A 26,677-nucleotide genomic window follows, 5' to 3' on the forward strand; every position below is an offset into this window, starting at 1 on the left:
GTCAGCAAATGCAGTGACTGACACTCAGCAATCGGGAGCAAGCCCCCTCCCACAGTTCTGACCGAGCAGGGCTTTATTCTGTTTGTGCGGCCTGAAAGGCAGGCTGCATTTCAGGCTCCTGCCGAATCATCCGCTTCATCTTCGCCTCGAACGCCCATGTCAGGCTCACTGCCGCACACGCCAGGCCCAGCGCCAGGCCCCACCACACGCCGGTTGGCCCCCAGCCTAACGTGAACGCCATCAGCCAGGCCGAAGGTGCACCGATCAGCCAGTAACAGCCCAGCCCCACCAGGAAGGTGGTCTTGGCGTCCTTCAAGCCACGGATGCAGCCCATGGCGATGGTCTGCACGCCGTCGAACAATTCGAACCAGGCGGCGACGGCCAACAGGCTGACGGCCAGGACGATGACGTCATGGAACGCCGGGTCGTCATGATCGAGGAACAACCCGATCAGCGGGTCGGAAAACAGCCACAGCACAACGGCAAACCCCAACATCACCATGGCGCCAAAGCCGATGCCGACCCGGCCGGCCATGCGTGCCTGCAGCAACTGGCCGGCGCCGTAATGCTGGCCGATGCGCATGGTCACTGCGTAGGACATTCCCGCCGGCACCATGAACGCTACCGAGACAATCTGCAGGGCGATCTGATGCGCCGCCAACTGCGTACTGCCCATGGTGCCCATGCACAGCGCAGCAAAGGCGAACAGCCCGACCTCCACCGCATAGGTGCCGCCAATCGGCAGGCCCAGGCGCCACAGCTCGCGCAGGTATTGGGTATTCAGGCGCAGCAGGCCGGTGCTCAGCGGGTAGGCCGCGTAGGCGCGGTTGCTGCGGATGTACCACATCAGGGCCAGCGCCATGCCATTGGCAACGATGGCGGTCACCAGGCCAATACCCATCAGGCCCAGCTTCGGCAGGCCGAACATGCCTTCGATCAACGCGTGGTTGAGCAGGTAATTGACTACCGTACCGCACAGGCTGATCACCATTACCGGCGTGGCTTTGCCGATGGCGCTGGTGAAGCCGCGCAGCGCCATGAAGCTCAGGTAGCCGGGCAGGGCGAAGGGCAGTATCGTCAGGAATTGCCCGGCCGCGTGCACGTTGGTTTCGGTCTGGCCGAACATCAGCAGCACCGGTTTCAAGTTCCACAGCAGCAATGCCGCCGCCAGAGCCATCAACCATGCCAGCCACAGCCCGGCCTGGGTCAGGCGGGTGGCGCCGTCAATATCGCCCGCGCCATGGCGAATGGCGACCAGGGTGCCTACGGCGGCAATCACGCCGATGCAGAAGATCGCCACGAACGAATAGCTCGCCGCGCCCAGGCCACCACCGGCCAGGGCTTCGGGGCTCAGGCGCGCCATCATCAGGGTGTCGGTCAACACCATCAGCATGTGCGCCAGCTGTGAAGCAATCAACGGCCCCGACAGCCGCAGAATGGCCCAGAGCTCGGTACGTGCCGGATGTTGCATGATCATCACGCTCAATAGTCAGAGTGTTGGGAGAGGGTTGATTCTCGGCGCTTTGCGTCCACTGCACAAAAGGATAAATGCGATCGTTCGCATGATTAAAACTCATGCTGGATTGATTCTGGTAGGGTGCCGATATTGCGCCGTCGGAGCTTTCCCAATGTCTCGTCGTCTTCCTCCACTGTATGCCCTGCGTGCATTTGAAGCCGCTTCGCGACACAACTCCTTCACCCGTGCGGCGCAGGAATTGTCCATTACCCAGAGTGCGATCAGCCGCCATATTCGCACCCTTGAAGAGCATTTCGCTTGCCGCCTGTTCCAGCGCAGCGGCCGCAACCTGCAGCTCACCGAAGCCGCACGTCTGTTGTTGCCCGGGGTGCGCGAAGGGTTCGCCGCGCTGGAGCGCGCCTGTCATACCCTGAACGCCGAAGATGACATCCTGCGCATGAAAGCGCCGTCCACATTGACCATGCGCTGGCTGCTGGCGCGGTTGAGTCGCTTCCGTGCATTGCAGCCGGGCAATGAGGTGCAACTGACCAGCGCGTGGATGAGCGTAGACGAGGTGGACTTCAACCAGGAGCCCTTCGACTGTGCGGTGTTGCTGAGCTACGGGCACTTTCCGGCGGACTGGGAAGCCAGCTATCTGTTCCCGGAATTACTGATTCCCGTGGGCGCGCCGAACCTGCTGGACGATGGCCCCTGGGACGCAGCCCGACTGGCGAGTGCCGAGTTGCTGCACCCCACCCCCGACCGTCGCGACTGGCGCAACTGGCTGGGACGCATGGGGTTGTCGTCCCAGGTATCCCTCAAGGGCGGGCAGGTGTTCGATACCTTAGAACTGGGCATGATCGCTGCGGCACGAGGCTATGGCGTTTCCATGGGTGATCTGCTGATGGTGGCTGAGGATGTGGCGCAAGGGCGACTCAGCCTACCGTGGCCAACGGCAGTGGCGAGTGGGGAAAATTATTACCTGGTGTGGCCGAAAACTCGTCCCGGTGGCGAGCGTTTGCGCAGGCTGGCGGAGTTTCTTCAAGGTGAAGTCAAGGCGATGGAGTTGCCCCGGGTCGAGCACCTCGATTGAGCGTGGCAGGCCTATGGTGCAATCGTTTGCGCGATACCCCTGTGATTCGCTCAAGTATTGGCAAATGCCGCCGAAGAAGGAATGTTGGAACTATCGTGCACCAACGCTTCCCACTAGATAATTTGCCGAGCATCGCTATGAGATCAGGATGATCCTGGCCTCGGCCAGGAGCTCCCATGTCTCAACCTCGTGCCCGGATTGCCTCCCAGTTAGGTCTCGCACTTGCCGTGATTCTGGCTATCGTTATCAGCGGCAGTACCGTCTTCGCTCTGCGCTCCCTCGACTCAGCCAACCTCGACACCCGTGAGGAACACCTGGCCAGCGAGGCGCGTTTGCTTGCCGACCAACTCAATACCTTCCACAGCACCTTGCGCGAAAGTACCCAGCGTTTGAGCGGGCTGTTTGAAAAGCGCTTCGTCGCCGGCTTGAGTGTGCGTGCTGACCAACCGGTGGCGGTGGCCGGCGTGCAGACCCCGAGCCTTTACCTGGGAGACGAGGTGCTGAACAACAATTTCGAAGAGGTGGATGAGTTCAAGCAGATGTCTGGCGGCGTGGCCACGGTGTTCGTGCGCAGCGGCGACGACTTTATTCGCGTCAGCACCTCGCTGACCAAGCAGGATGGCAACCGCGCCATCGGCACAGTGCTGGACCGTCAGGGCGCGGCTTACCAGCGCGTTGCCGAGGGGCAGACCTATATCGGTCGTGCGGTGTTGTTCGACCGTTCCTACATGACCCAATACAGCCCGGTGCGTGACAGCAGCGGCAAGGTCATCGCCGTGTTGTTCATCGGTTTCGATTACACCGACGCCCAGAACGCCCAGTTTGAAAATCTCAAGCGCTTCCGTATCGGCCAGACGGGCTCCCTCGCGCTGCTGGATGAACAGAAGCATTGGCTGGTGGCGCCAGCTGGCGTGCAGGCGCCGGATGAGGCCATTGCGGTGATGCTCGACCTGGCGAAGAAACCGGGAGCTGGCCGCTTCTGGAGCGACAAGCACGAGGACTTCTACAGCGTCTCGGTGCCGTTCGAAGGCGGCCCATGGGCGGTGGTCGCGAGCATGCCCAAGGCTGAGATTCGCGCCGTGACTTGGGAAGTCGGTATCCGCCTGGTAATCGGCAGTGTGCTGGCGATGTTGCTGGCAGTGGGTGCCACGGTGTGGCTGTTGCGCAGCAAGCTCGCGCCACTGAGCGACCTGGTACGCCAGGCAGAAGCCCTGGGCGCGGGTGACTTGAGCGCACGTCTCAACGTGTCCAGCCATGACGAGATCGGCCAGTTGGCGCGCAGCTTCAACCAGATGGGCGACGCGCTGTCGACCATGGTTTCGCATATCCGCAACGCTGCCGAACAGGTCAACAGTCGTGCCCAGGCGCTGTCAGGTTTGTCCGGTGGTGCCTATGAAGGCATGGAACAGCAGTCCGGCGAAATCACCAGCATGGCTGGCGCGGTGGAAGAATTCAGCGCCACTTCGTTGAACATCGCCGACAACATGGGCAATACCGAGCGCCTGGCGCAAGAGAATGCCCAGCAGACCCGCATCGGTCGCGATTCGATGCAGGAGGCGTCATCGTCCCTGGAACATATCGCCACCGCCCTGAACAGCACCGCTGCGGTGATCAACACCCTGGGCCAGCGCTCCCAGGAAATCGGCGGGATCGTTGGCGTAATCACGGCCATCGCCGAACAGACCAATCTGCTGGCGCTCAACGCCGCCATCGAAGCCGCCCGCGCCGGTGAGCAGGGTCGGGGTTTCGCCGTGGTCGCCGACGAGGTGCGCAACCTGGCGTCGCGCACCCGTCAGGCTACCGATGAAATTTCCACGATGATCCAGAGCATCCAGCAGGAAACCGGCAATGCCATCAGTACCATGGAACACGGCAATGTGCTGATGCAGGAAGGCCTGTCGCGTAACGCCGCCGTGGCCTCGGCCCTGGCGCGTATCGACGAGCAAAGCCGCTCGGCCGGCCAGCAGTTTGCTGCGATCACCACCGCGACCCAGGAGCAGAGCAGTACCGCCACCTTGCTCAGCAGCAACCTGCAGAGCATTGCACTGGCCAACAGCGAGCAGCGCGAAGTGGTGTCGAACCTGGCCGTTACCGCCAAGGAGCTGGAGACCTTGGCGGCTGGCTTGCGTCAAGAGGTCGACCGGTTTCGTTGAGGCTCAGGGCTCCCCAAGCCCTGGATCCACGCGCTTGCCAATGTCCTTGAGCCGCGCCAGTTGGTCGACCATGCCTGGCGCTTCGTCCAGGCTGGTGACGAACGTCCACAGATAGGTCATGACCGCGTAGATGTGGCCAGCCTTGACCGCTGGGGTCATGGCCAACTGGCTGATCGCAACCACGAACAGCAAGGCTGCGATCGCACCGATAAACAGGAACGCCGCGGCCTCGCGGTCTGACAGCCAGATACGCAGGCGTGACAGCACCTGGTAGTGGCGTCGCAGGGTTGGCGCGCCGACCTTTTCGACCAGGCCGATCTCTTTTTCCAGACGATTATTCAGGCGCTCGTGCAGCGTCTGATTACGTTGGGCAAAGCGTGGCAACAAGGTTATGCACAGCAGCAGCGCGGCCAGGCACGCCATGCCTACCCATGGCTCAATCACGATCAACATCACCGCCGCGCCCACAATCGATACCAACGCCGTGGCAATGGTTGGCACGTGTTTTTCAAAAAATTCGACAAACTCCCGTGCAAGCACCACCCGTGCCGCCGATTTCGAGGTGCTGTGGTTCTGTAGGCGCTGGTTGAGGATGACCGGCACCGCGAGATCGGCGTAAATGCGCGTGAACGTGCGCGTGTCCAGCGCTCGTCGCGCCGCCCCCACGGCCCAGAACGCCATGACCACGGCGGCATAGAGCAATGCACTGGTGGTATCGCCGCGGATAATCGAATCCACCGCGAACCCGGCAAACAGCGGGTAAGCCAACAACAGTGCGTTCTCAAGCGCCACCAGCGACAAAGTGCAAGACAGCTTGCCGGGATAGGCTTTGGCAATTGCCTTGAGTGTCTGGCTGGCGGACTGTTGACCGATTTTCTTGCTTTCTTCGATCAGAATGTGTGGGGTGACGGATGTCATGAGGTGCACCAAAGGAGTGATAGACGCTATTATTGAGCGACTGCTCAAGTATCCTTGAGCGATCGCTCAAAAAGCAAGCGCCGCTTATCTGTCCACGCTCGAAGGAATTGCTCAATGTCGCGTATCGACCGTAAAGACCAGATCATCGCCGCCGCCCTGGAGCTGTTTCGCAGCAAGGGTTTTGCCGATGTATCCACCCGTGACCTGGCCGAACATGCCGGGCTGTCGCGCAGTCATGTGTATCACTACTTCAGCGACTGGGATGAACTGCGCCGCGAAGCCTTTGTGCGCTTTGCCAATGAGCAATTGGACGAAGTGCGCGAGCCCTTGGCCGATGCGTCACCGCTGCAGGCGCTCGTGGGGTTCTTGCACGACTGCCTGCCCAGCACTGCCGATGCAGGTTGGGCGCTCTGGCTCGACGCCTGGGACGAGGCCATGCACGACGCGCAAATGGCCCAGGCTTACCTGGTGATCAACGCCCAATGGCAAGGCATGCTTGCCGAGGTGATCGAGCGCGGCGTTGCCGCCGGTGTGTTTCACTGCGATTCGCCCCAACGCGCAGCCCGGCAGATTTTTGCCCTGGCAATGGGCTATGCCGATGACCTGATGCTCAAGCCTTCCACCGAGTCGGCAGAGGCGGCATTGGATGAGGTGCTGGAAGTGGCGAGGCTGTTGCTGGGATTTTCCTGACCGCTGCTAGCCAATTGCGGCCGGCCGGTACTGCAAGGCTTCTGCCAAATGATGGCGAGCGATGCTGTCTACATGCTCAAGGTCCGCTAGCGTGCGCGCTACCTTGAGCAGCCGGTGTGCGGCGCGCAGGGATAAAGTCAGCCGTTCACACGCGGCCTCCAGCCAGTATTCATCGGCTTTTGCCAGCAGGCAGTGTTCGCGCAGCCGCGGCAGGTCGAGAAACGCATTGGCACAGCCCTGGCGTTGTTGCTGACGCTCGCGGGCTTGCGCTACCTGGGCGGATGCCTGAGCGGTGGTTTCACCGATCTGTTGGGAGGGGTTCAGCGCAGTGGTCTCCCGGGCCACCGTCAGGTGCAAGTCAATGCGGTCCAGCAACGGCCCGGAGAGCTTGTTGCGATAGCGCTGGATTTGCTCCGGCGTGCACCGGCAACGCCCACTGGGCTCACCCATGTAGCCGCAAGGGCAGGGGTTCATCGCCGCGACCAGTTGAAAGCGCGCCGGGAAACTCACCCGGTCACGGGCTCGGGAGATCACGATATGCCCCGACTCCAATGGCTCGCGCAGCACTTCCAGCACCTTACGATCAAACTCCGGCAGTTCATCCAGGAACAGCACCCCGTGGTGGGCCAGGGTGATTTCCCCCGGTTGCGGCTTCGAGCCGCCACCCACCAGCGCCGGCCCGGATGCCGAATGGTGCGGTTGCCGGAACGGGCGGTTAGGCCAATGACTCAGGGGCTGGAGGCTGACCACGGATTGGATCGCTGCCACTTCCAGGGCTTCCTGCTCGCTCAACGGTGGCAGCAAGCCCGGCAGCCGGCTGGCGAGCAGGGTCTTACCGGTGCCCGGGGGGCCACTGAACAACAGGTTATGCGCACCGGCCGCCGCGATCAGCAGCGCACGCTTGGCCGCCAATTGGCCCTGTACCTCACTCAGGTCCGGGTAGGGTTTGTTCAAATACAGCAGGCCGTCGGATGTGTACGGTTCAATCGGCACGTGTCCATTCAGGTGCGCCACCACCTGCAGCAAATGATCCACGGCAATCACTTTCAATCCAGACGCCAGGCACGCTTCCTCGGCATTGGCTCGGGGCACTATCACGGTGCGCCCAGCCTTGCGCGCTGCTAGTGCTGCCGGCAGCACGCCTTTCACCGCCCGCACCTCGCCGGAAAGCGCCAGCTCCCCCAGGCACTCCACCTCATCGAGCATCAACGCCGGCACCTGCACGCTGGCCGCGAGGATCCCCAGCGCAATCGCCAAATCAAAACGCCCGCCGTCCTTGGGCAGGTCGGCGGGCGCGAGGTTGAGGGTGATGCGACGTGCTGGGTATTGCAGCGCCGAATTTAAAATGGCACTGCGCACGCGGTCTTTGCTCTCTTTCACCGCCGTCTCCGGCAAACCCACCAGTGTCAGTGATGGCAGGCCATTAGCCATATGCACCTCGACGGTGACGGCAGGAGCTTCGACGCCGACCTGGGCGCGACTGTGGACGATGGCGAGGGACATGCTCGTTCCTTGAAAGGGAGGGCCGCTTCCTGCGGGTTCTTCAAGGGTAGACGAGGTGTGGAAGAGCGAGGCGGGGGAGGTTTTACAGAACGTATCTATAGTGCGATGCAAAACAAATGTGGGAGGGGCTTGCCCCCGATGGCGATGCATCAGCCAATATTAATGGTGACTGACACACTGCTATTGAAGGCAAGCCCCCTCCCACATGGACTGCGTTTATTCAGTCGACGTTGGTGTCAGCCGCGCTTCCAGTTCCGCCACTTTCGCCTCCAGGCTCTCCAATCGCGCACGCGTGCGGGCGAGCACCACCATCTGGCTATCGAATTCTTCGCGGCTGACCAGGTCGAGCTTGCTGAAGCCACTTTGCAGCAGGGCCTTGAACTGGCTTTCGATTTCGTTACGGGGCAGCGGGGTGTCGCCGCTGAACAGGCGAGAGGCGTGGCCGCTCAGGGCGTCGAGAAAGTCTTTGGGCGCGAGCATGGGAAGTATTCCGGAAAACAGTTGGCCGGCAGTGTATCACGCAGCGTCTCATAGTCTTTTCACGTCCCCGCTGCGCACGCTTTTCGCGCAGTGGGGCGGGCAGTCGCGCACTGTTTTGATGCGCATTGCCGCCGCGCAAACGCCCCGAGGGTGGGCACAAGTGGGCAAAGGACTGTTTTCAGTGGTTTTTACGGAGCTGGCAAGGTTTCTGCTTAGACGATCATGACCCATGCACTGACGCAGTCGCTGTGACGAATGCAGTGCGCCGAGGGATCAGGGGGTAAAGGTTTCGTCACCAGTGGTTCGCTGGCGTCGTGACGGCATATGCCGAGGCGACGATGCGTTACAAAGCCAGGCGCTGCGCTTAGACTTGAGACGGGTTTGTTTTCCTGGGGCAAGTCCACCAATTCGGGAGAGAGTTTTCATGAAGCTAGTCACTGCCATCATCAAGCCGTTCAAGTTGGACGATGTACGCGAGTCGCTGTCCGAGATCGGCGTGCAGGGCATTACCGTTACTGAGGTCAAGGGCTTCGGTCGGCAGAAGGGTCATACCGAGCTGTATCGCGGCGCGGAATACGTGGTCGATTTCCTGCCGAAGGTGAAGATCGATGTCGCCATTGACGACAAGGATCTTGATCGGGTTATCGAGGCGATAACCAAGGCGGCCAACACCGGCAAGATCGGTGACGGCAAGATCTTCGTGGTCAATCTGGAACAGGCTATTCGCATCCGTACCGGCGAAACCGATACCGACGCAATCTAAGCCGCCAAACCCCAACGCCCCAGGAGAAAACAATATGACTCTGCGTAAATTCGCAGGGCTCGGAGCCCTGCTGTCCATCGTAATGCCAGGCCTGGCCATGGCGGCAGATGAAGTGGCTGCTCCAGTCCTCAACTCCGGCGACACTGCCTGGATGCTGACCGCCACGGCACTGGTGCTGTTCATGACTATCCCTGGCCTGGCGCTGTTTTACGGCGGCATGGTCCGCTCCAAGAATATCCTGTCGGTGATGATGCAGTGCTTTGCCATCACTGGCCTGATCAGCATCCTGTGGGTCGTCTACGGCTACAGCATCGCGTTCGATACCACCGGTATGGAACAGGGCGTGGTCAATTTCAATTCCTTCTTCGGCGGCATGGGCAAGGCGTTCCTGGCGGGTGTCACCCCGGCCAGCATTACCGGGCCTGCGGCGCTGTTTCCGGAAGCGGTGTTCATCACCTTCCAGATGACCTTCGCCATCATCACCCCAGCGCTGATCGTCGGTGCTTTCGCCGAGCGTATGAAGTTCTCCGCGATGCTGATCTTCATGGCGATCTGGTTCACCCTGGTCTATGCGCCGATCGCGCACATGGTCTGGAGCGGCAACGGTGGACTGATGTGGGATTGGGGTGTGCTGGACTTCGCCGGCGGCACCGTCGTACATATCAACGCCGGTGTGGCCGGCTTGGTGGCGTGCATCGTGCTCGGCAAGCGCAAAGGCTTCCCGACCACGCCAATGGCCCCACACAACCTGGGCTATACTCTGGTGGGCGCGGCCATGCTCTGGATCGGTTGGTTCGGCTTCAACGCTGGTTCTGCTGCGGCAGCCAACGGCACTGCGGGCATGGCGATGCTGGTTACCCAGATCGCCACCGCCGCTGCGGCACTGGGTTGGATGTTTGCCGAATGGATCACCCACGGTAAACCGAGCGCACTGGGGATCGCCTCGGGCGTGGTGGCCGGCCTGGTCGCTGTCACACCAGCCGCTGGCACCGTGGGGCCGATGGGCGCCCTGGTGATCGGCCTGGTCGCCGGCGTGGTGTGCTTCTTCTGCGCTACCAGCCTCAAGCGCAAGCTTGGCTATGACGACTCCCTGGACGCCTTTGGCGTACACGGTATCGGCGGTATCGTCGGTGCGATCCTCACCGGTGTGTTTGCAGCCCCGGCCCTGGGCGGCTTCGGCACCGTGACCGACATTGCTGCCCAAGTCTGGATCCAGTGCAAAGGCGTCGGCTTCACTGTGATCTACACGGCGATCGTGACCTTCGTCATCCTCAAGGTACTGGACATGGTCATGGGGCTGCGTGTCACCGAAGAGGAAGAGGCGGTAGGCCTCGACCTGGCGCAACACAACGAGCGCGGCTACAACTTGTAAGCACATGAAAAAAAGATGCCCGGCTTGCCGGGCATTTTTTTGCCTGGCGTTTGTCTGTGGCTAAAGGTGCGTGGGTTTTTTGTCGACTTTGTGATGGGATCCACGCGGCACTTTCAAGGGTGCAAATGTCTTACAGCTATGAAGGCGTATTCGGCACTTTGTTTTTTCCCAGAGCGCGCTAGAATGCGCGCCGATGGGCGGAGAACTGTATGTGGCAACAGACCCTGATTACCCTGCGGGCCAAGCCCCGGGGCTTTCATCTAGTAACGGACGAGTTGCTTGCCGGCTTGCCTGAATTAAAGTCGTGTCGTGTGGGCCTGTTGCATCTGTGGCTGCAGCACACCTCGGCCTCGTTGACCATTAACGAGAATGCCGACCCGGCGGTTCGCCGTGACTTCGAGCGGTTTTTCAACCTGCTGGTGCCGCAAGGCAGCGCCGGGTTTGAACACAACGACGAAGGTCCGGATGACCTGCCGGCGCACTTCAAGGCCAGTCTGCTGGGCTGCCAGCTGAGTTTGCCGGTCAAGGCCGGCCGCTTGGCGATAGGGACCTGGCAAGGTGTTTATCTGGGCGAGCACCGTGATCATGGCGGTGCTCGTAAAGTCCTCGCCACCTTGCAGGGTGAAGAGGCATAAGCCACTGGTTATCCGGTGGATGTTGATTTTTTTCCGGCGACCTCGACAGAGGGTGAAGCTGGGCTATAACTAATCTGCTTTTCGCAAGTCATGAGGTAGAACATGAGCGACGATGATCTGGAACAAGACGACCTCGAAGTAGGTGATGAAGATGAAACCGAAGAAGGTCTTGAAGTAGCAGCGGAAGACGTTGCTGACGATGTCGATGAGAGCAGTGTCGATGAGGCGAGCCCCAAAGCCAAAGGCAAAGCCAAGGCTGCGGTCTCGGTAGACGAGCTGCCGAGCGTTGAAGCCAAGAACAAAGAGCGCGATGCCCTGGCCCGTGCGATGGAAGAATTCCTCGCTAAAGGCGGCAAAGTGGTCGAAGTCGAGCCCAACGTGGTGGCTGATCCACCGAAGAAGCCGGACAACAAGTACGGCAGCCGACCCATCTGAGGTCTGCCTCCTGCTTGCCGAAAAAGCCCGCCGTCGCTGCGGGCTTTTTCACGCCTTATGACTTGTTCAAGCCTTGTGGTGTTCTAAATGTGGGAGGGGGCTTGCTCCCGATCGCGGTGTATCAGTTGCCACATGTGCTGGCTGAACCACTGCTATCGGGAGCAAGCCCCCTCCCACATTTTGATCTGCGGTGTTACTGCCAGCTCTGCAGCAACTCCGGCAACTCCGTCAGGCTGTGAATCTGCGCATCCGGGCGCTTGTCACCCTCCCAAGTCTTGCCCGCCGGGTTAAACCACACCGCCCGTAACCCGGCCTGCTGTGCGCCGGCGATGTCATCTCCAGGGTGATCGCCCACATGCACTGCCGCACTGGCATCCACGCCGCCCCGCTGCAACGCCTCTTCAAACAAGCGAGCATCCGGCTTGGCGATGCCGATATCTTCGGCGCGCAAGGCAAAGTGAAAGTAGTCCGCCAGGCCCACGCGCTGCACATCCGCGTTGCCATTGGTGATCACTCCCAGCAAAAAGTGCTGGCGCAGCGCTTTGAGCATCGGCTCGGCTTCCGGGAAAACGGTGAGCTGGTGGCGTGCATGGATAAACGCTTCAAAGCAGACATCCGCCATCTGCGCAGCTTCTGGTTGGGGATAACCGGCTTCCTCGAACGCATGCACCAAAACACGATGTCGCAACAGGCTGATGCGGTGTTTGAGTTCAGGATGGCGCTGCAGTACTTGCTGGCGCAGGCTGGCGAAATGCTCTAGGGGCAAGTCCCCGACCTTGGAGGCGTTGACCGCCAGCCATTCGCGCATTGACGCTTCGGCGCTGATGATGACGGGTACGTTGTCCCAGAGGGTGTCGTCCAGGTCGAAGGTGATCAGCTTGATACTCATAAGTCGCCACCCTTGATGCGTTTGGCCCGTGGATGGGCGCTGTCGTACACCGTTGCCAGATGCTGGAAGTCGAGATGGGTGTAGATCTGCGTGGTCTTGATATCGGCGTGGCCGAGCAGTTCCTGCACGGCGCGCAGGTCCTGGGAGGACTCCAGCAGATGGCTGGCAAAAGAATGCCGCAGCATATGCGGATGCAGATTCTGCCCCAACTCACGCGCACCAGCGGCCTTGACCCGCAACTGAATCGCCCTTGGCCCCAGGCGCCGGCCTTGCTGGCTGACAAACACCGCATCGTCCACAGGATTGGTCAACAGGCGCAGCGGCAGCCATAGCTCGAGAGCTTCCCGGGCCTTCCTGCCGACTGGCAGCACGCGGGTCTTGCTGCCTTTGCCGAGGACTTGCACCAGGCCATCTGCGAGGTCCAGTTGATCGAGGTTAAGGCCGGTCAGCTCCGACAGGCGCAAGCCCGAGGAATAGAACAGTTCAAGGATCGCCTGTTCGCGATGGGCCAGGAAGTCATCTTCCACGGCGCCATCGAGCAACTGCAGGGCGCGGTCGGTATCCAGGGTCTTGGGCAGGCGTCGTTCGCCTTTGGGCGGGGACAGGCCATTGGCCGGGTCGTGGTCGCACAAGCCTTCGCGATTGAGGTAGTGGTAAAGGCCACGCACCGCCGACAGCAAGCGAGACAAGCTGCGCGAGGACTGGCCTTGCTGGTGCAGCCGTGCGATCAGACTGCGCAGGGCCTGGATATCCAGGGCCTTCCAGCTGCTGACGTGCTGTTTTTCGCAATAGGCCAGGACCTTGTTCAAGTCCCGACGATAGGCTTCGAGGGTGTGGGGCGACACCTGGCGCTCGTTGCGCAGATGAGCGCAGTAGGCGTCCAGTTGCCGCTCCATGGTCAGCGCACCGCGCGCAGGGTGGTGGTGTGGCGTGGCAGGACGCGGCCCAGCACTTCTGCGATGTAGGTCAGGAACAAAGTGCCCACCGAGCTCTTGTAGTGTGCAGGGTCGCGGCTGGCAATGGCCAGTACGCCGTGTAAGCCCTGATGGCTGAGGGCAATGACTGCGGTAGAGCCGATCTGCTTGCGCTGTTCGGCCCCGAACAGGAAGTCCAGTTCATGTTCGCGCAAGGTGCCGCTGACGGTTTTGCCTTCGGAAAGAAGGCCACCGATGGCCGTCTGCGCCTCGCCACCTGTGACCCAGCGACCCACCGGCATTGGGTTATCGCTGAACAGGATCAGGCTGACAAAAGGCACCTGGAAATCCTCGCGCAGGCTGTCCTCTACGGCGATCACCGTTTCTTCCAGGCTGGCGGCGTCCATCAGGGTCAGGATCAGGCGGCGGGTCTTGTCGAACAAGCGGTCGTTGTCGCGGGCCACGTCCATCAGATGGGAGAGCCGATGGCGCATTTCGATGTTGCGCTCGCGCAGGATCTTCATCTGCCGCTCCACCAGCGACACGGTGTCACCGCGCTGGTGGGGGATACGCAGGGCCGGCAGCAACTCTTCGTGCTCTACGAAGAAGTCCGGATTAGCCTCAAGGTACGCCGCGACAGCAGCGGCCTCCAGGCTTTGACTCGGGGTAGCGTCTGCGGGTACTTGAGGCTTATCGGTCATTAGCTTGGCTCACTCATAGACGGACCTGTCCTTCGTATACGCGCGAGGCCGGCCCGGTCATCATTACCGGGTGGCCTGGGCCTGCCCATTCGATGGACAAGCGTCCGCCGGGCAGGTCGATCAGCAGCGGCGAATCCATCCACCCCTGGCTGATCGCGGCCACGGCAGCGGCGCAAGCGCCGGTGCCGCAAGCCTGGGTTTCGCCGGCGCCACGTTCCCATACGCGCAATTGCGCACGGGTACGGTCGATCACCTGCAGGAAGCCCACATTGACCCGTGCCGGAAAGCGCGGGTGATGTTCGATCTTCGGCCCCAGTTCGTGTACCGGGGCGTTATTGATGTCGGTGACCCGCAGTACTGCATGGGGGTTGCCCATGGACATGGCAGCGATATCCACGGTCTTGCCATCCACATCCAGCGGGTAGCTGAGGGCCTGCTCGGTGGCCTGGAACGGAATATCCGCCGGCACCAGGCGTGGCGCGCCCATGTTGACGCTGATCTGGCCGTCACTGCGGATATCCAGTTCGATCACGCCGCCTTTGGTCTCGACGCGAATCTGGCGCTTGGCGGTCAGGCGCTTGTCGAGCACAAAGCGCGCAAAGCAGCGCGCACCGTTGCCGCACTGTTCCACTTCGGAACCGTCGGAGTTGAAGATCCGGTAGCGGAAATCCACCTCCGGGTTGCTCGGCGCTTCAACCAGCAGCAACTGGTCGAAGCCGATACCGGTGTGGCGATCGCCCCACTGTTTGGCGTGCTTGGGCAGGATGTGCGCGTGCTGGCTGACCAGGTCGAGGACCATGAAGTCATTGCCCAGCCCGTGCATCTTGGTAAAACGCAGCAGCATGGTTTACTCCGGCAGCAGGCTTTCGCCAGCATACAACTGGGCTACCGTCTCGCGGCGACGCACTTCAAATGCTTGATCACCGTCCACCAGCACCTCGGCGGTACGCCCGCGGGTGTTGTAGTTGGAACTCATGACAAACCCGTAGGCACCGGCCGAATGCACGGCCAGCAGGTCACCTTCTTCCAGGGCCAACTGACGATCCTTGGCCAGGAAGTCGCCGGTCTCGCAGATCGGGCCGACGATGTCATAGGCGCGGGCAACGCTTGCGCGAGGCGTCACGGCGGTGACATTCATCCAGGCCTGGTACAGCGCCGGGCGGATCAGGTCGTTCATCGCCGCATCGACGATGGCGAAATCCTTGTGTTCGGTGTGCTTGAGGTACTCGACCTGGGTCAGCAGTACACCAGCGTTGGCGACGATATAACGGCCTGGCTCGAACATCAGGGTCAGGTCGCGGCCTTCAATGCGTTCGCGCACGGCCTGGATATAGTCGGCGATCGCCGGTGGTTCCTCATCGCGATAACGCACGCCCACGCCACCACCCAGGTCGATGTGGTGCAGGTAGATGCCGCACTCGCCCAGGCGGTCGATCAGCGCCAGCAGGCGGTCGAGCGCATCCAGGAAGGGGGGCAGGGTGGTCAGTTGCGAACCGATATGGCAGTCGACGCCCAGCACTTCCAGGTTCGGCAGTTGGGCGGCGCGGATGTACACGTCTTCGGCGTCGGCGATGGCGATGCCGAACTTGTTCTCTTTGAGACCGGTGGAAATGTACGGGTGGGTGCCGGCGTCGACATCCGGGTTGACGCGCAGGGAGATCGGCGCGCGAACGCCCATTTCGGCGGCAACGACTTGCAGGCGCTCCAGTTCGTCGGTGGATTCGACATTGAAGCAATGTACGCCGACTTCCAGGGCGCGGCGCATGTCATCGCGGCTCTTGCCGACCCCGGAGAAGACGATCTTGTCAGCCTGGCCGCCGGCGGCCAGTACGCGTTCCAGCTCGCCACGGGACACGATGTCGAAACCGGCGCCCAGGCGCGCCAGGACATTCAGTACGCCCAGGTTGGAGTTGGCCTTGACCGCGTAGCACACCAGGTGCGGTACGCCGTCGAGCGCGTCGGTGAACGAGCGGTATTGGGCTTCGATATGCGCACGGGAGTACACATAGGTCGGGGTGCCAAACTGCTGGGCAATCGCGGACAATGCCACGCCTTCCGCGAACAGCTCGCCGTCCCGGTAGTTAAAAGCGTCCATAAGTGTCCCTTAGTAGGTGTCGTGCTTATGCGCTTTTGACGGCTTTTGCGACGATTGCGCCTGTTCATTCGGGTCTTTGCTGTCATCGGGAAGGTACAGCGGGCCTTTTTGACCACAGGCACTGACGAGACAGGCGACCGCGACGAGCGCAGCAAGGGAAGAGATCAGGCGCTTCATGGCGAAATCCTTGAATATGCATTAATTGCGCCCGAGTATACCGACCACCCGCCAGCTTGCCTATGCGCCGCAATACCCGTCCGGCGGGGGTTTGCCGAGATGACTGGGAAGCGGGTTACGCTGTTAGAGGATATTTCGTACTGCCATCTGTAATGAAATCGGTATCCTTTGCAATCGGCGAAGCGCGTCCGTATCGTGCGGCGCTTGAGCAAAACCAGACACTTTTGAGGTTGCCACGATGAGTTTGACCGAAGCCCGTTTTCACGACCTGGTGGATACCACACAGGAGAAGCTGGAAGATATTTTCGACGACAGCGGCCTGGATGTGGATCTGGAAAGCTCGGCCGGTGTGCTGACCGTCAAGTTCGAGAGCGGCCAGCAACTGATCTTCAGTCGCCAGGAACCGCTGCGTCAGCTGTGGCTGGCGGCGCGCTCCGGTGGCGTTCACTTCGACTACGACGAAGAAAGCGGCAAATGGCAGTGCGACAAGAGTGAAGAGTTGTTGGGTGAGATGCTCACGCGTCTGGTCCAGGAATATACCGGCACCGAGCTGGACTTTGATGAGTTGGGGCAGGACGAGATCTGACCGTGACCCAGCCTTTACCCGTACGCCCGCCCAAGCCGCTGTTCAGCAATGTCAGCCCGGCGGTGCCGTCACCTTGTATCAGTTTGTGTCGCCTGGACGAACAGAAGGTTTGCCTCGGTTGCTTCCGCCATGTGGAAGATATCCGCGAATGGCGTTCCGCCGACGATGCGCGGCGCCGGGTGATCTGCGCCGAAGCTGAGCAACGCAAGGCACGCGCCTGACGTCGTCTTGTTTATTTGTGTCGCTGTGGTAGTGTCCGGATACACCTCAACTCATCGAGGTCCGCGAGAACCCCGCCTTTTCCTGGCGGGGTTTTGCTTTTTTGTGCAGAAAAAAAGGAGTCTGCCTGAATCATGACCGCACCTTCCATCATTCTTACCCGTCTCGACGTGCAGCGTCTTGAGCAACTGATCGACCGTGTAGGCGAGGACTCGCCGGGCGTCGAAGCCCTTCAACACGAACTCGACCGCGCCGAAGAAGTGGTTGGCCACGATGAAGTGCCTGCAACTGTCGTGACCATGAACTCCAGCGTGCACTGCCGTGAGCAAGGCAGTGGCAAGGACTACCACCTGACCCTGGTCTACCCCAAGGACGCGAATGCCGACGAAGGCAAGATCTCGATCCTCGCGCCGGTGGGCAGTGCCTTGCTGGGCTTGCAAGTGGGCCAGCATATCGACTGGCCTGCGCCGGGCGGCAAGACACTCAAGCTTGAACTGCTCAACGTCGAAGGCCAGCCCAAAGATGGCGGCGCCTTCACGCTCTAGATCTGATCCAGCGCCGCATTGAGTGACTGTTCCAGTTCTGCCTTGTAGCGCAGGTACAGATTGCTCGGGCTCTGCACGTCCCCCAGCAGGCCCGACAAATCCAGATCGGTGATATAGCAGCGGTATCGTTCGGTTTCCTGGCGCTGCGCGACGATCTCCTGGGCTACCACGGCAAACAGTTGGTCGCCGAATTCCAGCTCGGAAAATTCCCGCTGATTGCAGTACAACGTAATCCCCACCTGGCCCGGCGCGCCCTTGCCGATAATCGCCTGCACGTCATAAAACGGCTTGTCGGCAGGATTTTGCGGGGCTGGCCTTGGCTCGACGCGGCGCGCGCGGGAGTTGCCTGAGGGCAATAGCTGGTAGTACAGGGTGTGAATCTCACCCAGGGGTGGCTGCGCGTCCAGGGACGATAACGCCTCTCGGCGATAAAGGATCGATTGCAGGAAGCGCTGCAGTGGCGCCAGCAGGCTCTGTTCATCGTGGAATGGCAGGCGCTGCTGCCAAAGGGCATTGAATTCGTCGAGCACGTATAGCTCGGCGAAGCCTTCGTTGACCCGATAGAACACCTGCACGCAATCGGCCAGGCCCATGGGTAGCAGCAACGCCAGGTCGTGGTCTTCCAGGGCCATGGCGTCCAAGTGCCACGGGCTGTAGCTGGCCAGTTCCTCACTGAGGTAGGCAATCAGCGCGTCCTGGGTGGGCAGCGGCACATGAGTGGCCTGGCCCGGTGTCAGTTCCATCACGTGATAGTGCTGCTGCACCTGAAGCAGGTAGCGGTGATTGCCCTGGCTGAGCAGCAGGTTCTGCGCAGTGTCGAATACCTCCTCCACACGCTGGGCAATGAACTGCGCACGGTTGTGACAGAAGCAGCGCACCCGCAGCCGTGGCAGATGATCCGATGGCAGTTGGTTGAGGTAGTCGCGTAGACAGTCGAGCAGCGCGTGGGGACCGTCGTAGCGGCTGACCATCACCTCGTTCCAGCTATTGAGCGTGACCTGGTCCAGGGTCAGCACCAGGTTGTCGCGTACACCGGCATAGCTCAGGGAGTCAGTGCGCTCGGTGGTCATCAGGATATTCAGTTCGCGATGATGTTTGAGCGGGTCGACGCCGACGTTGATCAGCAACAACACTTCTTCCGGCACTGCCGGACGCAACAGACGGACTTCATCGACGCTGGCCAGGGGCAGGGCAATGGTCTGCTGCAGGCTACCCAGCAGGTTGAACAGCTCAAACTCGGTCATGTCACTGGTGCCAGGGTGCAGCGCCAGGCGCGTACTGCTGTCGATCACCCCGTTGCGGTGGCACCAGGTAAGCATTTCCAGCAGGTCGCGGCTGCGTTTGATCGGCGCGAAGTGCTCCCATTCCAGGGCCGTGAGGTTGCCGTTATACAGGCCCCAATGGTGCTGGCCGGCTTCCTTGCGGTTGGGCGACTGCACCAGTGTCAGGGTATCTTCGGCCAGGTCGGGGGCAATACCGGGGTTGATGAACTCAACCTTGCCGGCCTTGCGCTCAAACGCTGCATATAGGCGCCGGCCCAGCACATTGAGGTCACGCTTGTTGATCAGGCTGACGGTCTGTTCGGTACGGGCGAACTGGGTGAGGAAGCGATAACTGTAGTTCAGCTCATTGACCAGGGCACGGCGTTCGGAAGCGACTTGGCGCACTTTCCACTGGCTGCGGCTGTCCAGCAGGGCCAGTTGGCGTTGGTCCCAACCCCACTCAAGAGCCAGGCGCTCGAGCAGCAGCCGTTGCCAACCGGTAGTGCGCTGGCCGACGCTGAGCTTGCGGTTGACCTTCAGGTACAGGCTGCGTCGCACCAGTTCCAGGCGCTCTGGCTCGTTGCGAGCCTTGAGGTACTCCTCGATGCGGCGGTAGACCATGATGTAAGGGTCCAGCTCATCCAGATCGACCTGGTTGGCGAACACCGCCTGTTTAAAACGCAGGCTCAGGCATTGCACGTTTGGGTGTTCGCTGGCGTAGACCTCGGTCAGCAACAGCTTGAGCACCGACTTGTAGGGGGATTCGATGCCCTTGAACAATTGCCACAGCCCGGCACCCATGAACTCGCCCGGCGGGATGTGGGCCAGGTGGCCAAGGTCTAGGGTCTCGTCGGCGCGGATGAAACGCTTGGACATCAGTGTGTGGGTAAATTCGGCGTAGCGGCGTTCTTCATACACCGGCACCAGCCACCAGATCGGCGTGCGCCCGGCCAGCCATATGGCGGTGCGGTAGAACTCGTCCAGCAGCAGGTAGTGCTGGGTGGTGCCGCAATCGTCGGAACTCAGTTGCGTGTCGCGCTCACCCAATACGAAGCGCGTCGGCTCGATCAAAAAGAAATGCGCTTCGGCGCCCATGCCCAGGGCCCAGGCCTCCAGCAATTGGCACTTCTTGCGCAGCTCGGCCAGTTCGTTGTCGTTCAGATCGGGCGCATGGCACACCCACACATCCATATCGCTTTGATCGGCCTGGGCCAGCGTGCCGAGGCTGCCCATCAGGAATAGGCCGTGGATCGGTCGAGGCGGGTTGCCGTGGCGGGGCTTATAAGAGAACGAGCGGGTCAGGCGCTGGGCTTCGGTCAGGGCCTGATCGTCAGGTTCGAAATTCGACAGCCCGGCCGGGGTGGTGCTGGAGACGTAGCCCGGTAACAACGGGTGATTGACGTGGAAAAATAGCGGCAGGAGGGTCAGCACGCTTTGCTGGCGCGGGGTCAGCCCCTCGACGGCACGGGCCATGCGCTCTTCATTGAGTGCCATGAAGCGCGCGCGCAACTGGGTCAGCACCTTGCGGTCGATGCCTTCGTCCAGGTCGGGGCGGATTTCATGGGTGCGGGTCATGTCGAACTCGGCGGCTCGCAGGGCCCGACATGGGCGGCCGTGTAGGAGTTTACAGCCAGAAGCGTAGGAGTTTTAGAGGGGAAATGATTTTGGTGTCAGAATTTTCGCCGTTGCGCAGCAACACCCGTGGAATCCGCAAGGGCGTACTCCACGGGCGGTATCAGTTATCAGGCGGCTTCTTTGGTCGAGCTGGTGGTCAGGATAGTCAGCAGGGTTTGCGCTTGTTCGGCGGCGTCACGACCCAGGCTGGTCAGATAACCGCCATCCGGCTGGTCGATCAGTTTTTTCTCGAACAGGCGCTTGGCAGCGGCAATGGCGGCAGGAGCGGCAGTCTGGTGGACTTTCAGACCTTCCTGGGAACTGCCCAGGTTGAAGAGTGCAAGGATTTCCAGTTCGGCAACCAACTCGGGTGTATACGACATAAGGACTCCAGACTTTCTAAATTTATTAGAGGCTAGCAAGCCATAAGGTGAACGCACTTTGGCGGGCTGTCCAGTGAGAAAGTCGTAGGTATTGATATGGCGCAGATTTGTGGCGAGGAAGCGGGCTTCCCGGCCACGCCAAGGCTGGTTTCAGTTGTTTTCAGGCGGTAGTTCAGGGAGCGCTCGCAACGCCGTTTCATACCATTCGGTATCGAAAGCACGGTCTTCCTCGAGCATCTTGTCTATCTCAACAGCCAGCACATGGGCCATGAGGTTCAAAATGTCTTCGCGCTCGTAACCTACCAGGGTCAGTTTATTGAAGGTGGCCTTGGCGGCAGGCGGGTTGTCGCTTTCGATCTGGTTTTCGATGGCCTGGGTCAGCGTGCTTTCGGTGAACTCTTCTTCGTCGTTATCAATATCGGTCGGCTCGCTCATGGCAGGCTCCTTAAGGAAAGGACGTCAGTCTACCGCCATTCAGCTAGGTGATGCTGCTGGTCAGCCCGGCTTCGGGCATCTATAACTCTTGCAGCCAACCCCGCACCCGGCCTGGAGGCTTTGCGATGCTCAAGCTTTACGGATTTTCGGTCAGCAACTACTACAACATGGTGAAACTGGCGCTGCTGGAGAAAGGGCTGCCTTTCGAAGAGGTGCCTTTTTATGCCGGGCAAACCCCCGAAGCGCTGGCGATAAGCCCCCGCGGCAAGGTGCCGGTGCTGGGCGTGACGCAGGGATTTATCAACGAAACCAGCGTGATCCTCGAATACATCGAGCAGACCCAGGAAGGCCCAGCGCTGCTTCCGGCCGAGCCGTTCCAGCGTGCCCAGGTGCTGGCGTTATGCAGGGAGATCGAGCTGTACATCGAATTGCCTGCCCGTGCCTGTTTCGCCGAGGCGTTTTTCGGCATGCCGGTGCCGGAGGCGATCAAGGAAAAATCCAAGGCCGAGTTGTTGCTTGGGATCGCTGCGTTAGGTCGGCATGGTAAGTTCGCGCCTTATGTGGCGGGTGAGAGCTTCACGATTGCAGATTTGTATTTCATGTTCAGCTTGAACCTGGCCTGCGGCGTGGGTGAGAAGCTGTTTGGGCTGGACTTGCTGGCGCAGTTGCCGCAAGCGAAGGCATTGCTGGGGCGCCTGAATGAAATGCCCAATGCGCAGAAGGTGGAGGCGGACAGGCAGGCGGCGATGCCGGCATTCATGGCGATGATTGCGGCCAAAAAATAATCAATGTGGGAGGGGGCTTGCTCCCGATGGCGGTGTATCAGGTAAGAAAACCTTAGCTGACCCACCGCCATCGGGAGCAAGCCCCCTCCCACAGTTTTAGCGGCTGGCGAGCAATTCTTTGCCGCGTACTACGGCAGCCTTGACCTGTGCTGGCGCAGTACCGCCCACATGGTCGCGGGCATTCACCGAACCTTCCAGGGTCAGCACGGCAAATACATCCTGCTCGATCTGGTCGCTGAACTGGCGCAGTTCTTCCAGGCTCATTTCCGCCAGGTCCTTGCCGGTGTCTACGCCATATTTAACCGCGTGGCCGACGATTTCGTGACAATCACGGAACGGCAGGCCACGGCGTACCAGGTAGTCAGCCAGGTCGGTCGCGGTGGAAAACCCGCGCAGGGCTGCTTCACGCATCATCGCGTGCTTGGGCTTGATCGCCGGGATCATGTCGGCAAAGGCACGCAGCGAGTCGCGCAGGGTGTCGGCGGCGTCGAACAGCGGTTCCTTGTCTTCCTGGTTGTCCTTGTTGTAGGCCAGGGGTTGGCCTTTCATCAGGGTCAACAGGCCCATCAGTGCGCCGAATACCCGGCCGCTTTTGCCCCGTACCAGTTCGGGCACGTCGGGGTTCTTCTTTTGCGGCATGATCGAGCTGCCGGTGCAAAAGCGGTCCGGCAGGTCAATGAACTGGAACTGCGCGCTGGTCCATAGCACCAGCTCCTCCGAGAAACGCGACAGGTGCATCATCGCAATGCTGGCGGCGGCGCAGAATTCGATGGCGAAGTCACGATCCGACACGCCATCCAGGGAGTTGCCGCCCACGGCGTCAAAGCCCAGCAATTGTGCGGTGTACTCGCGGTCGATCGGGTAGGTGGTACCCGCCAGCGCGGCGCTGCCCAATGGCATGCGGTTGGCGCGCTTGCGGCAATCCACCAGGCGCTCGTAGTCGCGGCTGAGCATTTCGAACCAGGCCAGCAGGTGGTGGCCGAAGGTCACCGGCTGTGCGGTCTGCAAGTGGGTGAAGCCGGGCATGATGGTGTCCGATTCACGCTCGGCCTGCTCCAGCAAACCTTTTTGCAGGCGGGTGATTTCGGCCAGGATCAGGTCGATTTCATCGCGCAGCCACAAGCGGATATCGGTGGCTACCTGATCGTTACGGCTGCGGCCGGTGTGCAGTTTCTTGCCGGTTACGCCGATGCGGTCGGTCAGGCGCGCCTCGATGTTCATGTGCACATCTTCCAGGTCGACGCGCCAATCGAACGTACCGGCCTCGATCTCACCGCGGATGGTGGTCAGGCCGTCGATGATGCTGTCACGCTCGGCGTCGGTCAGCACGCCGACCTTGGCCAGCATCGTGGCGTGGGCGATGGAGCCCATGATGTCGTGGCGGTACAGGCGCTGGTCAAAGGTGACGGAGGCGGTGAAGCGGGCGACGAAGGCGTCGACGGGTTCACTGAAGCGGCCGCCCCAGGACTGGTTGGTCTTGTCGGTGCTCATGGATTCGCTCGTGATCTGTTTGAAAGAGGCATGGAGGTGTGCCGGCGATAATAACAGGGTTGCCCTTGGTGGCGGTGTTGCGGGTGCCTGGCAATTTTATTTGCGCCGTAGATGGCTAAGTGCCTTGCCGCCGACCGCATCCGGGACGAGACTGGAGGCAGGTACTTGTTGAAACGATATTTGACGATTGAGCAATATCGTCTTGGTGAGCGTCTACAGTTGCACTGATAGTGTGTGAATGCACCAAAGTCGACTGATGCGGTCATAACCAGACTATCCATTAAACAGGGGGGTATTCGGATTGTGTATCAGTGAACCCTACGACGATGCCCGACGGCAGCAGGTCCTGGGCGCAATTGAACAGGTCCGGGTAAATTTGGGTGCCGCTCTCAGGGCACTTTTTGCCGCTCGCGCTAGTCTTAGCGTGGATCGCTGTGACGTAAGTCACCGCACCTGTCTACGCTATCCTTGTGCGAGACTCACGCAGGAATCCAGCGCAATATGAATGTCCTGATCGTTGATGACGAACCCCAAGCCCGCGAGCGACTGAGCCGTCTGGTCAGTGAACTCGAGGGTTATACAATCCTTGAACCGAGTGCCGCCAACGGTGAGGAGGCGTTGACCCTGATCGACAGCCTCAAGCCCGACCTGGTGCTGCTCGATATCCGCATGCCGGGCCTCGATGGCTTGCAAGTGGCCGCTCGCCTGAGCGAGCGTGAATCGCCACCGGCCGTGGTGTTGTGTGCGGCTCAGGATGAGTTTTCTGCACAGACGCTCGAAGACAGCACTGTCAGTTTTCTCGTCAAGCCGGTCAACGCCGAAGCCTTGCTCAAGGCTTTGAAGAAAGCCGAGCGACCCAATCGCGCCCAGCTCGCTGCCTTGACCCAGCCGGCCGCCCAAAGTGGTAACGGGCCACGCAGCCACATCAGTGCGCGCACCCGCAAGGGCATCGAGCTGATCCCCCTTAGCCAGGTCGTCTACTTTATTGCCGATCACAAGTACGTGACCCTGCGTCATGAGTTGGGCGAGGTATTACTCGATGAGCCGCTCAAGGCTCTCGAGGACGAGTTTGGCGATCGCTTCGTGCGCATCCATCGCAACGCGCTGGTAGCCCGTGAACGTATCGAGCGCCTGCAACGTACGCCCCTGGGGCACTTTCAGCTATTCCTGAAGGGACTCAACGGCGATGCACTGATTGTCAGTCGACGCCACGTCGCCGGCGTGCGCAAGATGATGCAGCAGCTTTAGCCCAAGGGCTGCGGCGCGGTCTGCATTCCTTATCCCGGTGCGATGTGGCCAGGGAGGCCCCGCACTTGCTGATTCAAATCAAAGCGTATTTGCCTGAGCTGTTATTATCCGCTGTAACTATTCAGTTCGGATTGATCCATGTCCTCTCGCGAAATCCGCATCGCCACCCGTAAAAGCGCCCTGGCCTTGTGGCAGGCCGAATACGTCAAAGCACGCCTTGAGCAGGCCCATCCGGGCCTCAAGGTATCCCTGGTGCCCATGGTCAGTCGCGGCGACAAGCTGCTCGACTCGCCACTGTCGAAAATCGGCGGCAAAGGCTTGTTCGTCAAGGAGCTGGAAACCGCGCTGCTGGAGAACGAAGCCGACATCGCCGTGCATTCGATGAAAGATGTGCCCATGGACTTCCCTGAAGGCCTGGGCCTTTTTTGCATCTGCGAGCGCGAAGACCCGCGTGACGCCTTTGTTTCCAACACCTACGCATCCCTGGATGAATTGCCGCTGGGCAGTATCGTCGGCACCTCCAGCCTGCGTCGCCAGGCTCAGTTGCTGAGCCGGCGCCCCGATTTGCAGATCCGTTTCCTGCGCGGCAACGTCAACACTCGCCTTGCCAAGCTCGACGCCGGTGAATATGACGCAATCATCCTTGCCGCTGCCGGCTTGATCCGCCTGGGCTTCGAAGAGCGCATCACGTCAGCCATCAGCATCGAAGACAGCCTGCCCGCGGGCGGGCAGGGCGCGGTCGGCATTGAATGCCGCACCGCCGACAGCGAAATCCACGCACTGCTCAAGCCCCTTGATCACGCGGATACCGAAGTGCGTGTCACCGCCGAGCGTGCCTTGAACAAGCATCTCAATGGTGGCTGCCAAGTGCCAATCGCCTGCTATGCCGTGCTCGAAGGTGAAAACCTGTGGCTGCGTGGCCTGGTCGGCGACCCGGACGGCGGTACGCTGCTGACCGCCGAAGTGCGCGGCCCGCAACGTGATGCCACGGCCCTGGGCATCCAGGTCGCCGAGGAGTTGCTGGACAAAGGCGCTGGCGCCATCCTGCAGAAAGTCTATGGCGAGGCCGGCCCGCAGTGACCGATTGGCGCGTGCTGCTGACGCGGCCTGCCGAGGACTCGATGGCCCTGGGGGCCTTGCTGTCCGAGGCTGGTATCTACAGCAGCAGCCTACCCTTGCTGGAAACCGAAGCGTTGCCGGTCACGCCCGAGCAACAAGCGTTGTTCGGCGCGCTGCAGCGCTATTGCGCGATCATTGTGGTGAGCAAGCCGGCCGCGCGCCTGGCCTTGCAACGATTGAAGAGTACTCCGGCGCCAATGCCCTGGTTCAGCGTTGGGGCGGCGACGGCGCAGATACTGGCCGATCATGGCCTCGATGTTCACTATCCAGCCACTGGCGATGACAGCGAGGCCTTGCTTCAATTGCCTGCATTGCGCGAGGCTACTGCCCGGCCGGGTGCAAGGGTGCTGATCCTGCGCGGCGAAGGCGGGCGGGAGCTGCTGGCAGAGCGTTTGCGCGAGCAAGGTGCTAGTGTCGACTACCTGGAATTGTATCGACGTTTTCTTCCGGCTTACGAGACGGGCACGCTGATGCAGCGCATCCAGTTGGAACGCTTGAACGGCCTGGTGGTCAGCAGTGGGCAGGGTTTTCTACACTTGCAGGCCATGGCCGGCCCCGATTGGCCAGAGGTGGCACAGCTGCCATTGTTCGTGCCCAGTCCGCGTGTCTATGAGATTGCGCGGGCTGCTGGCGCAGAAAAAGTTGTGGATTGTCGTGGCGCGAGTGCCGCGGCTTTGTTAGTGGCGTTAGGGAGCTATCCCGTTCCCACTCTCTGA

28 protein-coding genes and 1 pseudogene are annotated in these 26,677 nt (G+C 60.9%); 15 read left to right on the plus strand and 14 right to left on the minus strand.

All coding sequences use genetic code 11. The features are described from left to right. Positions 1-73: 73 nt before the first annotated feature. Positions 74-1,477: a NorM family multidrug efflux MATE transporter gene (locus NMB39_RS00875; RefSeq protein WP_043046893.1), complete on the minus strand. Its 1,404-nt coding sequence runs from the start codon at positions 1,475-1,477 to the stop codon at positions 74-76. A 151-nt stretch (positions 1,478-1,628) separates the two neighbouring features. Here NMB39_RS00875 and NMB39_RS00880 point away from each other — a divergent pair, with 151 nt between their 5' ends. The 3 genes and pseudogenes from NMB39_RS00880 (at position 1,629) to NMB39_RS00890 (ending at position 4,702) form a co-directional block, all read left to right on the plus strand. Next, positions 1,629-2,549 (plus strand): LysR substrate-binding domain-containing protein, encoded by a 921-nt coding sequence (locus tag NMB39_RS00880; RefSeq protein WP_057022715.1) that lies wholly within the window; start codon positions 1,629-1,631, stop codon positions 2,547-2,549. Between the two features lie 176 nt (positions 2,550-2,725). Continuing rightward, positions 2,726-3,799: pseudogene (locus tag NMB39_RS00885) on the plus strand (Cache 3/Cache 2 fusion domain-containing protein); the annotation flags it as partial. A gap of 180 nt (positions 3,800-3,979) precedes the next feature. Then, positions 3,980-4,702 (plus strand): methyl-accepting chemotaxis protein, encoded by a 723-nt coding sequence (locus tag NMB39_RS00890; RefSeq protein ID WP_494343376.1) that lies wholly within the window; start codon positions 3,980-3,982, stop codon positions 4,700-4,702. 3 nt (positions 4,703-4,705) lie between these two features. Here the strand turns inward: NMB39_RS00890 and NMB39_RS00895 are convergent, their stop codons facing one another. After that, positions 4,706-5,620 carry an ABC transporter six-transmembrane domain-containing protein gene (locus NMB39_RS00895; RefSeq protein ID WP_494339708.1) on the minus strand — a complete coding sequence of 305 codons (915 nt, stop codon included), beginning with the start codon at positions 5,618-5,620 and terminating at the stop codon, positions 4,706-4,708. A 114-nt stretch (positions 5,621-5,734) separates the two neighbouring features. Here NMB39_RS00895 and NMB39_RS00900 point away from each other — a divergent pair, with 114 nt between their 5' ends. Next, on the plus strand, positions 5,735-6,310 hold the full coding sequence (locus NMB39_RS00900) for a TetR/AcrR family transcriptional regulator (protein ID WP_494339707.1): 576 nt from the start codon (positions 5,735-5,737) through the stop codon (positions 6,308-6,310). Between the two features lie 6 nt (positions 6,311-6,316). Here NMB39_RS00900 and NMB39_RS00905 read toward each other — a convergent pair whose 3' ends face one another. Both NMB39_RS00905 and NMB39_RS00910 read right to left on the minus strand, forming a co-directional pair. Beyond that, the gene (locus NMB39_RS00905; RefSeq protein WP_057022719.1) at positions 6,317-7,813 is read right to left on the minus strand and encodes a YifB family Mg chelatase-like AAA ATPase; all 1,497 of its coding nucleotides are present in this window, start codon (positions 7,811-7,813) and stop codon (positions 6,317-6,319) included. A gap of 216 nt (positions 7,814-8,029) precedes the next feature. After that, on the minus strand, positions 8,030-8,293 hold the full coding sequence (locus tag NMB39_RS00910; RefSeq protein WP_046070065.1) for an accessory factor UbiK family protein: 264 nt from the start codon (positions 8,291-8,293) through the stop codon (positions 8,030-8,032). A 424-nt stretch (positions 8,294-8,717) separates the two neighbouring features. Between NMB39_RS00910 and glnK the strand changes: the two genes are divergently transcribed. From glnK to sutA, 4 genes are all read left to right on the plus strand, one after another. Next, complete coding sequence (gene glnK, locus NMB39_RS00915; protein ID WP_002555808.1) at positions 8,718-9,056, plus strand: P-II family nitrogen regulator; 339 nt, start codon at positions 8,718-8,720, stop codon at positions 9,054-9,056. Between the two features lie 34 nt (positions 9,057-9,090). Continuing rightward, positions 9,091-10,428 (plus strand): ammonium transporter, encoded by a 1,338-nt coding sequence (locus NMB39_RS00920; protein WP_043046900.1) that lies wholly within the window; start codon positions 9,091-9,093, stop codon positions 10,426-10,428. 209 nt (positions 10,429-10,637) lie between these two features. Next, a complete protein-coding gene (locus tag NMB39_RS00925; RefSeq protein ID WP_494339706.1) occupies positions 10,638-11,063 on the plus strand; it encodes a secondary thiamine-phosphate synthase enzyme YjbQ in 426 nt (141 codons plus the stop codon). A 102-nt stretch (positions 11,064-11,165) separates the two neighbouring features. Then, a complete protein-coding gene (sutA, locus tag NMB39_RS00930; protein WP_043046902.1) occupies positions 11,166-11,498 on the plus strand; it encodes a dormancy-specific transcriptional regulator SutA in 333 nt (110 codons plus the stop codon). Between the two features lie 193 nt (positions 11,499-11,691). Here sutA and NMB39_RS00935 read toward each other — a convergent pair whose 3' ends face one another. Genes NMB39_RS00935 through lptM form a run of 6 tightly spaced genes read right to left on the minus strand, consistent with a single transcriptional unit; the run spans position 11,692 to position 16,274 of the window. Continuing rightward, entirely contained in the window at positions 11,692-12,387 is a 696-nt protein-coding gene (locus tag NMB39_RS00935) for an HAD family hydrolase (RefSeq protein ID WP_057022721.1), read from the minus strand. After that, positions 12,384-13,283, minus strand: coding sequence for a tyrosine recombinase XerC (gene xerC, locus NMB39_RS00940; RefSeq protein ID WP_494339705.1), 900 nt, complete (start codon positions 13,281-13,283; stop codon positions 12,384-12,386). Before xerC ends, NMB39_RS00935 begins: the two co-directional genes overlap by 4 nt. Positions 13,284-13,285: 2 nt before the next feature. Then, a complete protein-coding gene (locus NMB39_RS00945) occupies positions 13,286-14,002 on the minus strand; it encodes a DUF484 family protein (RefSeq protein ID WP_057022723.1) in 717 nt (238 codons plus the stop codon). A gap of 13 nt (positions 14,003-14,015) precedes the next feature. Next, a complete protein-coding gene (gene dapF, locus NMB39_RS00950) occupies positions 14,016-14,846 on the minus strand; it encodes a diaminopimelate epimerase (protein WP_494339704.1) in 831 nt (276 codons plus the stop codon). Positions 14,847-14,849: 3 nt separating this feature from the next. Then, positions 14,850-16,097, minus strand: a complete 1,248-nt coding sequence (lysA, locus tag NMB39_RS00955; protein WP_057022724.1) for a diaminopimelate decarboxylase — start codon at positions 16,095-16,097, stop codon at positions 14,850-14,852. Between the two features lie 9 nt (positions 16,098-16,106). After that, positions 16,107-16,274, minus strand: a complete 168-nt coding sequence (gene lptM / locus NMB39_RS00960) for an LPS translocon maturation chaperone LptM (RefSeq protein ID WP_003195417.1) — start codon at positions 16,272-16,274, stop codon at positions 16,107-16,109. Between the two features lie 238 nt (positions 16,275-16,512). Here lptM and cyaY point away from each other — a divergent pair, with 238 nt between their 5' ends. From cyaY to rnk, 3 genes are all read left to right on the plus strand, one after another. Next, positions 16,513-16,860, plus strand: coding sequence for an iron donor protein CyaY (gene cyaY / locus NMB39_RS00965; protein WP_057022725.1), 348 nt, complete (start codon positions 16,513-16,515; stop codon positions 16,858-16,860). Positions 16,861-16,862: 2 nt separating this feature from the next. After that, positions 16,863-17,081 carry a DUF1289 domain-containing protein gene (locus tag NMB39_RS00970; RefSeq protein ID WP_057022726.1) on the plus strand — a complete coding sequence of 73 codons (219 nt, stop codon included), beginning with the start codon at positions 16,863-16,865 and terminating at the stop codon, positions 17,079-17,081. A gap of 132 nt (positions 17,082-17,213) precedes the next feature. After that, a complete protein-coding gene (gene rnk / locus NMB39_RS00975; RefSeq protein ID WP_057022727.1) occupies positions 17,214-17,624 on the plus strand; it encodes a nucleoside diphosphate kinase regulator in 411 nt (136 codons plus the stop codon). Here the strand turns inward: rnk and NMB39_RS00980 are convergent. From NMB39_RS00980 to NMB39_RS00990, 3 genes are all read right to left on the minus strand, one after another. After that, the gene (locus NMB39_RS00980) at positions 17,621-20,461 is read right to left on the minus strand and encodes a class I adenylate cyclase (protein WP_494339703.1); all 2,841 of its coding nucleotides are present in this window, start codon (positions 20,459-20,461) and stop codon (positions 17,621-17,623) included. The genes rnk and NMB39_RS00980 overlap by 4 nt on opposite strands. Positions 20,462-20,628: 167 nt before the next feature. Next, positions 20,629-20,883: a TIGR02647 family protein gene (locus tag NMB39_RS00985; protein WP_043046912.1), complete on the minus strand. Its 255-nt coding sequence runs from the start codon at positions 20,881-20,883 to the stop codon at positions 20,629-20,631. A 150-nt stretch (positions 20,884-21,033) separates the two neighbouring features. Continuing rightward, positions 21,034-21,318, minus strand: coding sequence for a hypothetical protein (locus tag NMB39_RS00990; RefSeq protein ID WP_043046913.1), 285 nt, complete (start codon positions 21,316-21,318; stop codon positions 21,034-21,036). 125 nt (positions 21,319-21,443) lie between these two features. On the opposite strand from NMB39_RS00990, the gene NMB39_RS00995 reads away from it, so the two are divergent. Next, positions 21,444-22,103 (plus strand): glutathione S-transferase family protein, encoded by a 660-nt coding sequence (locus NMB39_RS00995; protein ID WP_057022961.1) that lies wholly within the window; start codon positions 21,444-21,446, stop codon positions 22,101-22,103. Between the two features lie 96 nt (positions 22,104-22,199). On the opposite strand, the gene argH is transcribed toward NMB39_RS00995, so the two are convergent. Beyond that, positions 22,200-23,594, minus strand: a complete 1,395-nt coding sequence (argH, locus tag NMB39_RS01000) for an argininosuccinate lyase (protein WP_046070055.1) — start codon at positions 23,592-23,594, stop codon at positions 22,200-22,202. A 501-nt stretch (positions 23,595-24,095) separates the two neighbouring features. Here argH and NMB39_RS01005 point away from each other — a divergent pair. From NMB39_RS01005 to NMB39_RS01015, 3 genes are all read left to right on the plus strand, one after another. Continuing rightward, positions 24,096-24,842, plus strand: coding sequence for a LytR/AlgR family response regulator transcription factor (locus NMB39_RS01005; protein WP_057022730.1), 747 nt, complete (start codon positions 24,096-24,098; stop codon positions 24,840-24,842). 138 nt (positions 24,843-24,980) lie between these two features. Beyond that, positions 24,981-25,922: a hydroxymethylbilane synthase gene (gene hemC / locus NMB39_RS01010; RefSeq protein ID WP_057022731.1), complete on the plus strand. Its 942-nt coding sequence runs from the start codon at positions 24,981-24,983 to the stop codon at positions 25,920-25,922. After that, a complete protein-coding gene (locus NMB39_RS01015) occupies positions 25,919-26,677 on the plus strand; it encodes a uroporphyrinogen-III synthase (RefSeq protein ID WP_057022732.1) in 759 nt (252 codons plus the stop codon). Before hemC ends, NMB39_RS01015 begins: the two co-directional genes overlap by 4 nt.

The organism is Pseudomonas sp. FBCC-B545 (genome assembly GCF_059134095.1).

What these genes read in the sequence shown, in the direction of transcription:
- xerC (WP_494339705.1), bottom strand. Translation starts at nt 13,283, where the DNA reads ATGGAGCGGCAACTGGACGCCTACTGCGCTCATCTGCGCAACGAGCGC.
- NMB39_RS01005 (WP_057022730.1), top strand. Translation starts at nt 24,096, where the DNA reads ATGAATGTCCTGATCGTTGATGACGAACCCCAAGCCCGCGAGCGACTG.
- NMB39_RS00910 (WP_046070065.1), bottom strand. Translation starts at nt 8,293, where the DNA reads ATGCTCGCGCCCAAAGACTTTCTCGACGCCCTGAGCGGCCACGCCTCT.
- hemC (WP_057022731.1), top strand. Translation starts at nt 24,981, where the DNA reads ATGTCCTCTCGCGAAATCCGCATCGCCACCCGTAAAAGCGCCCTGGCC.
- NMB39_RS00925 (WP_494339706.1), top strand. Translation starts at nt 10,638, where the DNA reads ATGTGGCAACAGACCCTGATTACCCTGCGGGCCAAGCCCCGGGGCTTT.
- NMB39_RS00920 (WP_043046900.1), top strand. Translation starts at nt 9,091, where the DNA reads ATGACTCTGCGTAAATTCGCAGGGCTCGGAGCCCTGCTGTCCATCGTA.
- NMB39_RS00875 (WP_043046893.1), bottom strand. Translation starts at nt 1,477, where the DNA reads ATGATCATGCAACATCCGGCACGTACCGAGCTCTGGGCCATTCTGCGG.
- argH (WP_046070055.1), bottom strand. Translation starts at nt 23,594, where the DNA reads ATGAGCACCGACAAGACCAACCAGTCCTGGGGCGGCCGCTTCAGTGAA.
- lptM (WP_003195417.1), bottom strand. Translation starts at nt 16,274, where the DNA reads ATGAAGCGCCTGATCTCTTCCCTTGCTGCGCTCGTCGCGGTCGCCTGT.
- sutA (WP_043046902.1), top strand. Translation starts at nt 11,166, where the DNA reads ATGAGCGACGATGATCTGGAACAAGACGACCTCGAAGTAGGTGATGAA.
- NMB39_RS00900 (WP_494339707.1), top strand. Translation starts at nt 5,735, where the DNA reads ATGTCGCGTATCGACCGTAAAGACCAGATCATCGCCGCCGCCCTGGAG.
- NMB39_RS00945 (WP_057022723.1), bottom strand. Translation starts at nt 14,002, where the DNA reads ATGACCGATAAGCCTCAAGTACCCGCAGACGCTACCCCGAGTCAAAGC.
- NMB39_RS00995 (WP_057022961.1), top strand. Translation starts at nt 21,444, where the DNA reads ATGCTCAAGCTTTACGGATTTTCGGTCAGCAACTACTACAACATGGTG.
- NMB39_RS00935 (WP_057022721.1), bottom strand. Translation starts at nt 12,387, where the DNA reads ATGAGTATCAAGCTGATCACCTTCGACCTGGACGACACCCTCTGGGAC.
- glnK (WP_002555808.1), top strand. Translation starts at nt 8,718, where the DNA reads ATGAAGCTAGTCACTGCCATCATCAAGCCGTTCAAGTTGGACGATGTA.
- NMB39_RS00980 (WP_494339703.1), bottom strand. Translation starts at nt 20,461, where the DNA reads ATGACCCGCACCCATGAAATCCGCCCCGACCTGGACGAAGGCATCGAC.
- NMB39_RS00895 (WP_494339708.1), bottom strand. Translation starts at nt 5,620, where the DNA reads ATGACATCCGTCACCCCACACATTCTGATCGAAGAAAGCAAGAAAATC.
- rnk (WP_057022727.1), top strand. Translation starts at nt 17,214, where the DNA reads ATGACCGCACCTTCCATCATTCTTACCCGTCTCGACGTGCAGCGTCTT.
- NMB39_RS00905 (WP_057022719.1), bottom strand. Translation starts at nt 7,813, where the DNA reads ATGTCCCTCGCCATCGTCCACAGTCGCGCCCAGGTCGGCGTCGAAGCT.
- cyaY (WP_057022725.1), top strand. Translation starts at nt 16,513, where the DNA reads ATGAGTTTGACCGAAGCCCGTTTTCACGACCTGGTGGATACCACACAG.
- NMB39_RS00880 (WP_057022715.1), top strand. Translation starts at nt 1,629, where the DNA reads ATGTCTCGTCGTCTTCCTCCACTGTATGCCCTGCGTGCATTTGAAGCC.
- NMB39_RS00985 (WP_043046912.1), bottom strand. Translation starts at nt 20,883, where the DNA reads ATGTCGTATACACCCGAGTTGGTTGCCGAACTGGAAATCCTTGCACTC.
- NMB39_RS00990 (WP_043046913.1), bottom strand. Translation starts at nt 21,318, where the DNA reads ATGAGCGAGCCGACCGATATTGATAACGACGAAGAAGAGTTCACCGAA.
- dapF (WP_494339704.1), bottom strand. Translation starts at nt 14,846, where the DNA reads ATGCTGCTGCGTTTTACCAAGATGCACGGGCTGGGCAATGACTTCATG.
- lysA (WP_057022724.1), bottom strand. Translation starts at nt 16,097, where the DNA reads ATGGACGCTTTTAACTACCGGGACGGCGAGCTGTTCGCGGAAGGCGTG.
- NMB39_RS00890 (WP_494343376.1), top strand. Translation starts at nt 3,980, where the DNA reads ATGGCTGGCGCGGTGGAAGAATTCAGCGCCACTTCGTTGAACATCGCC.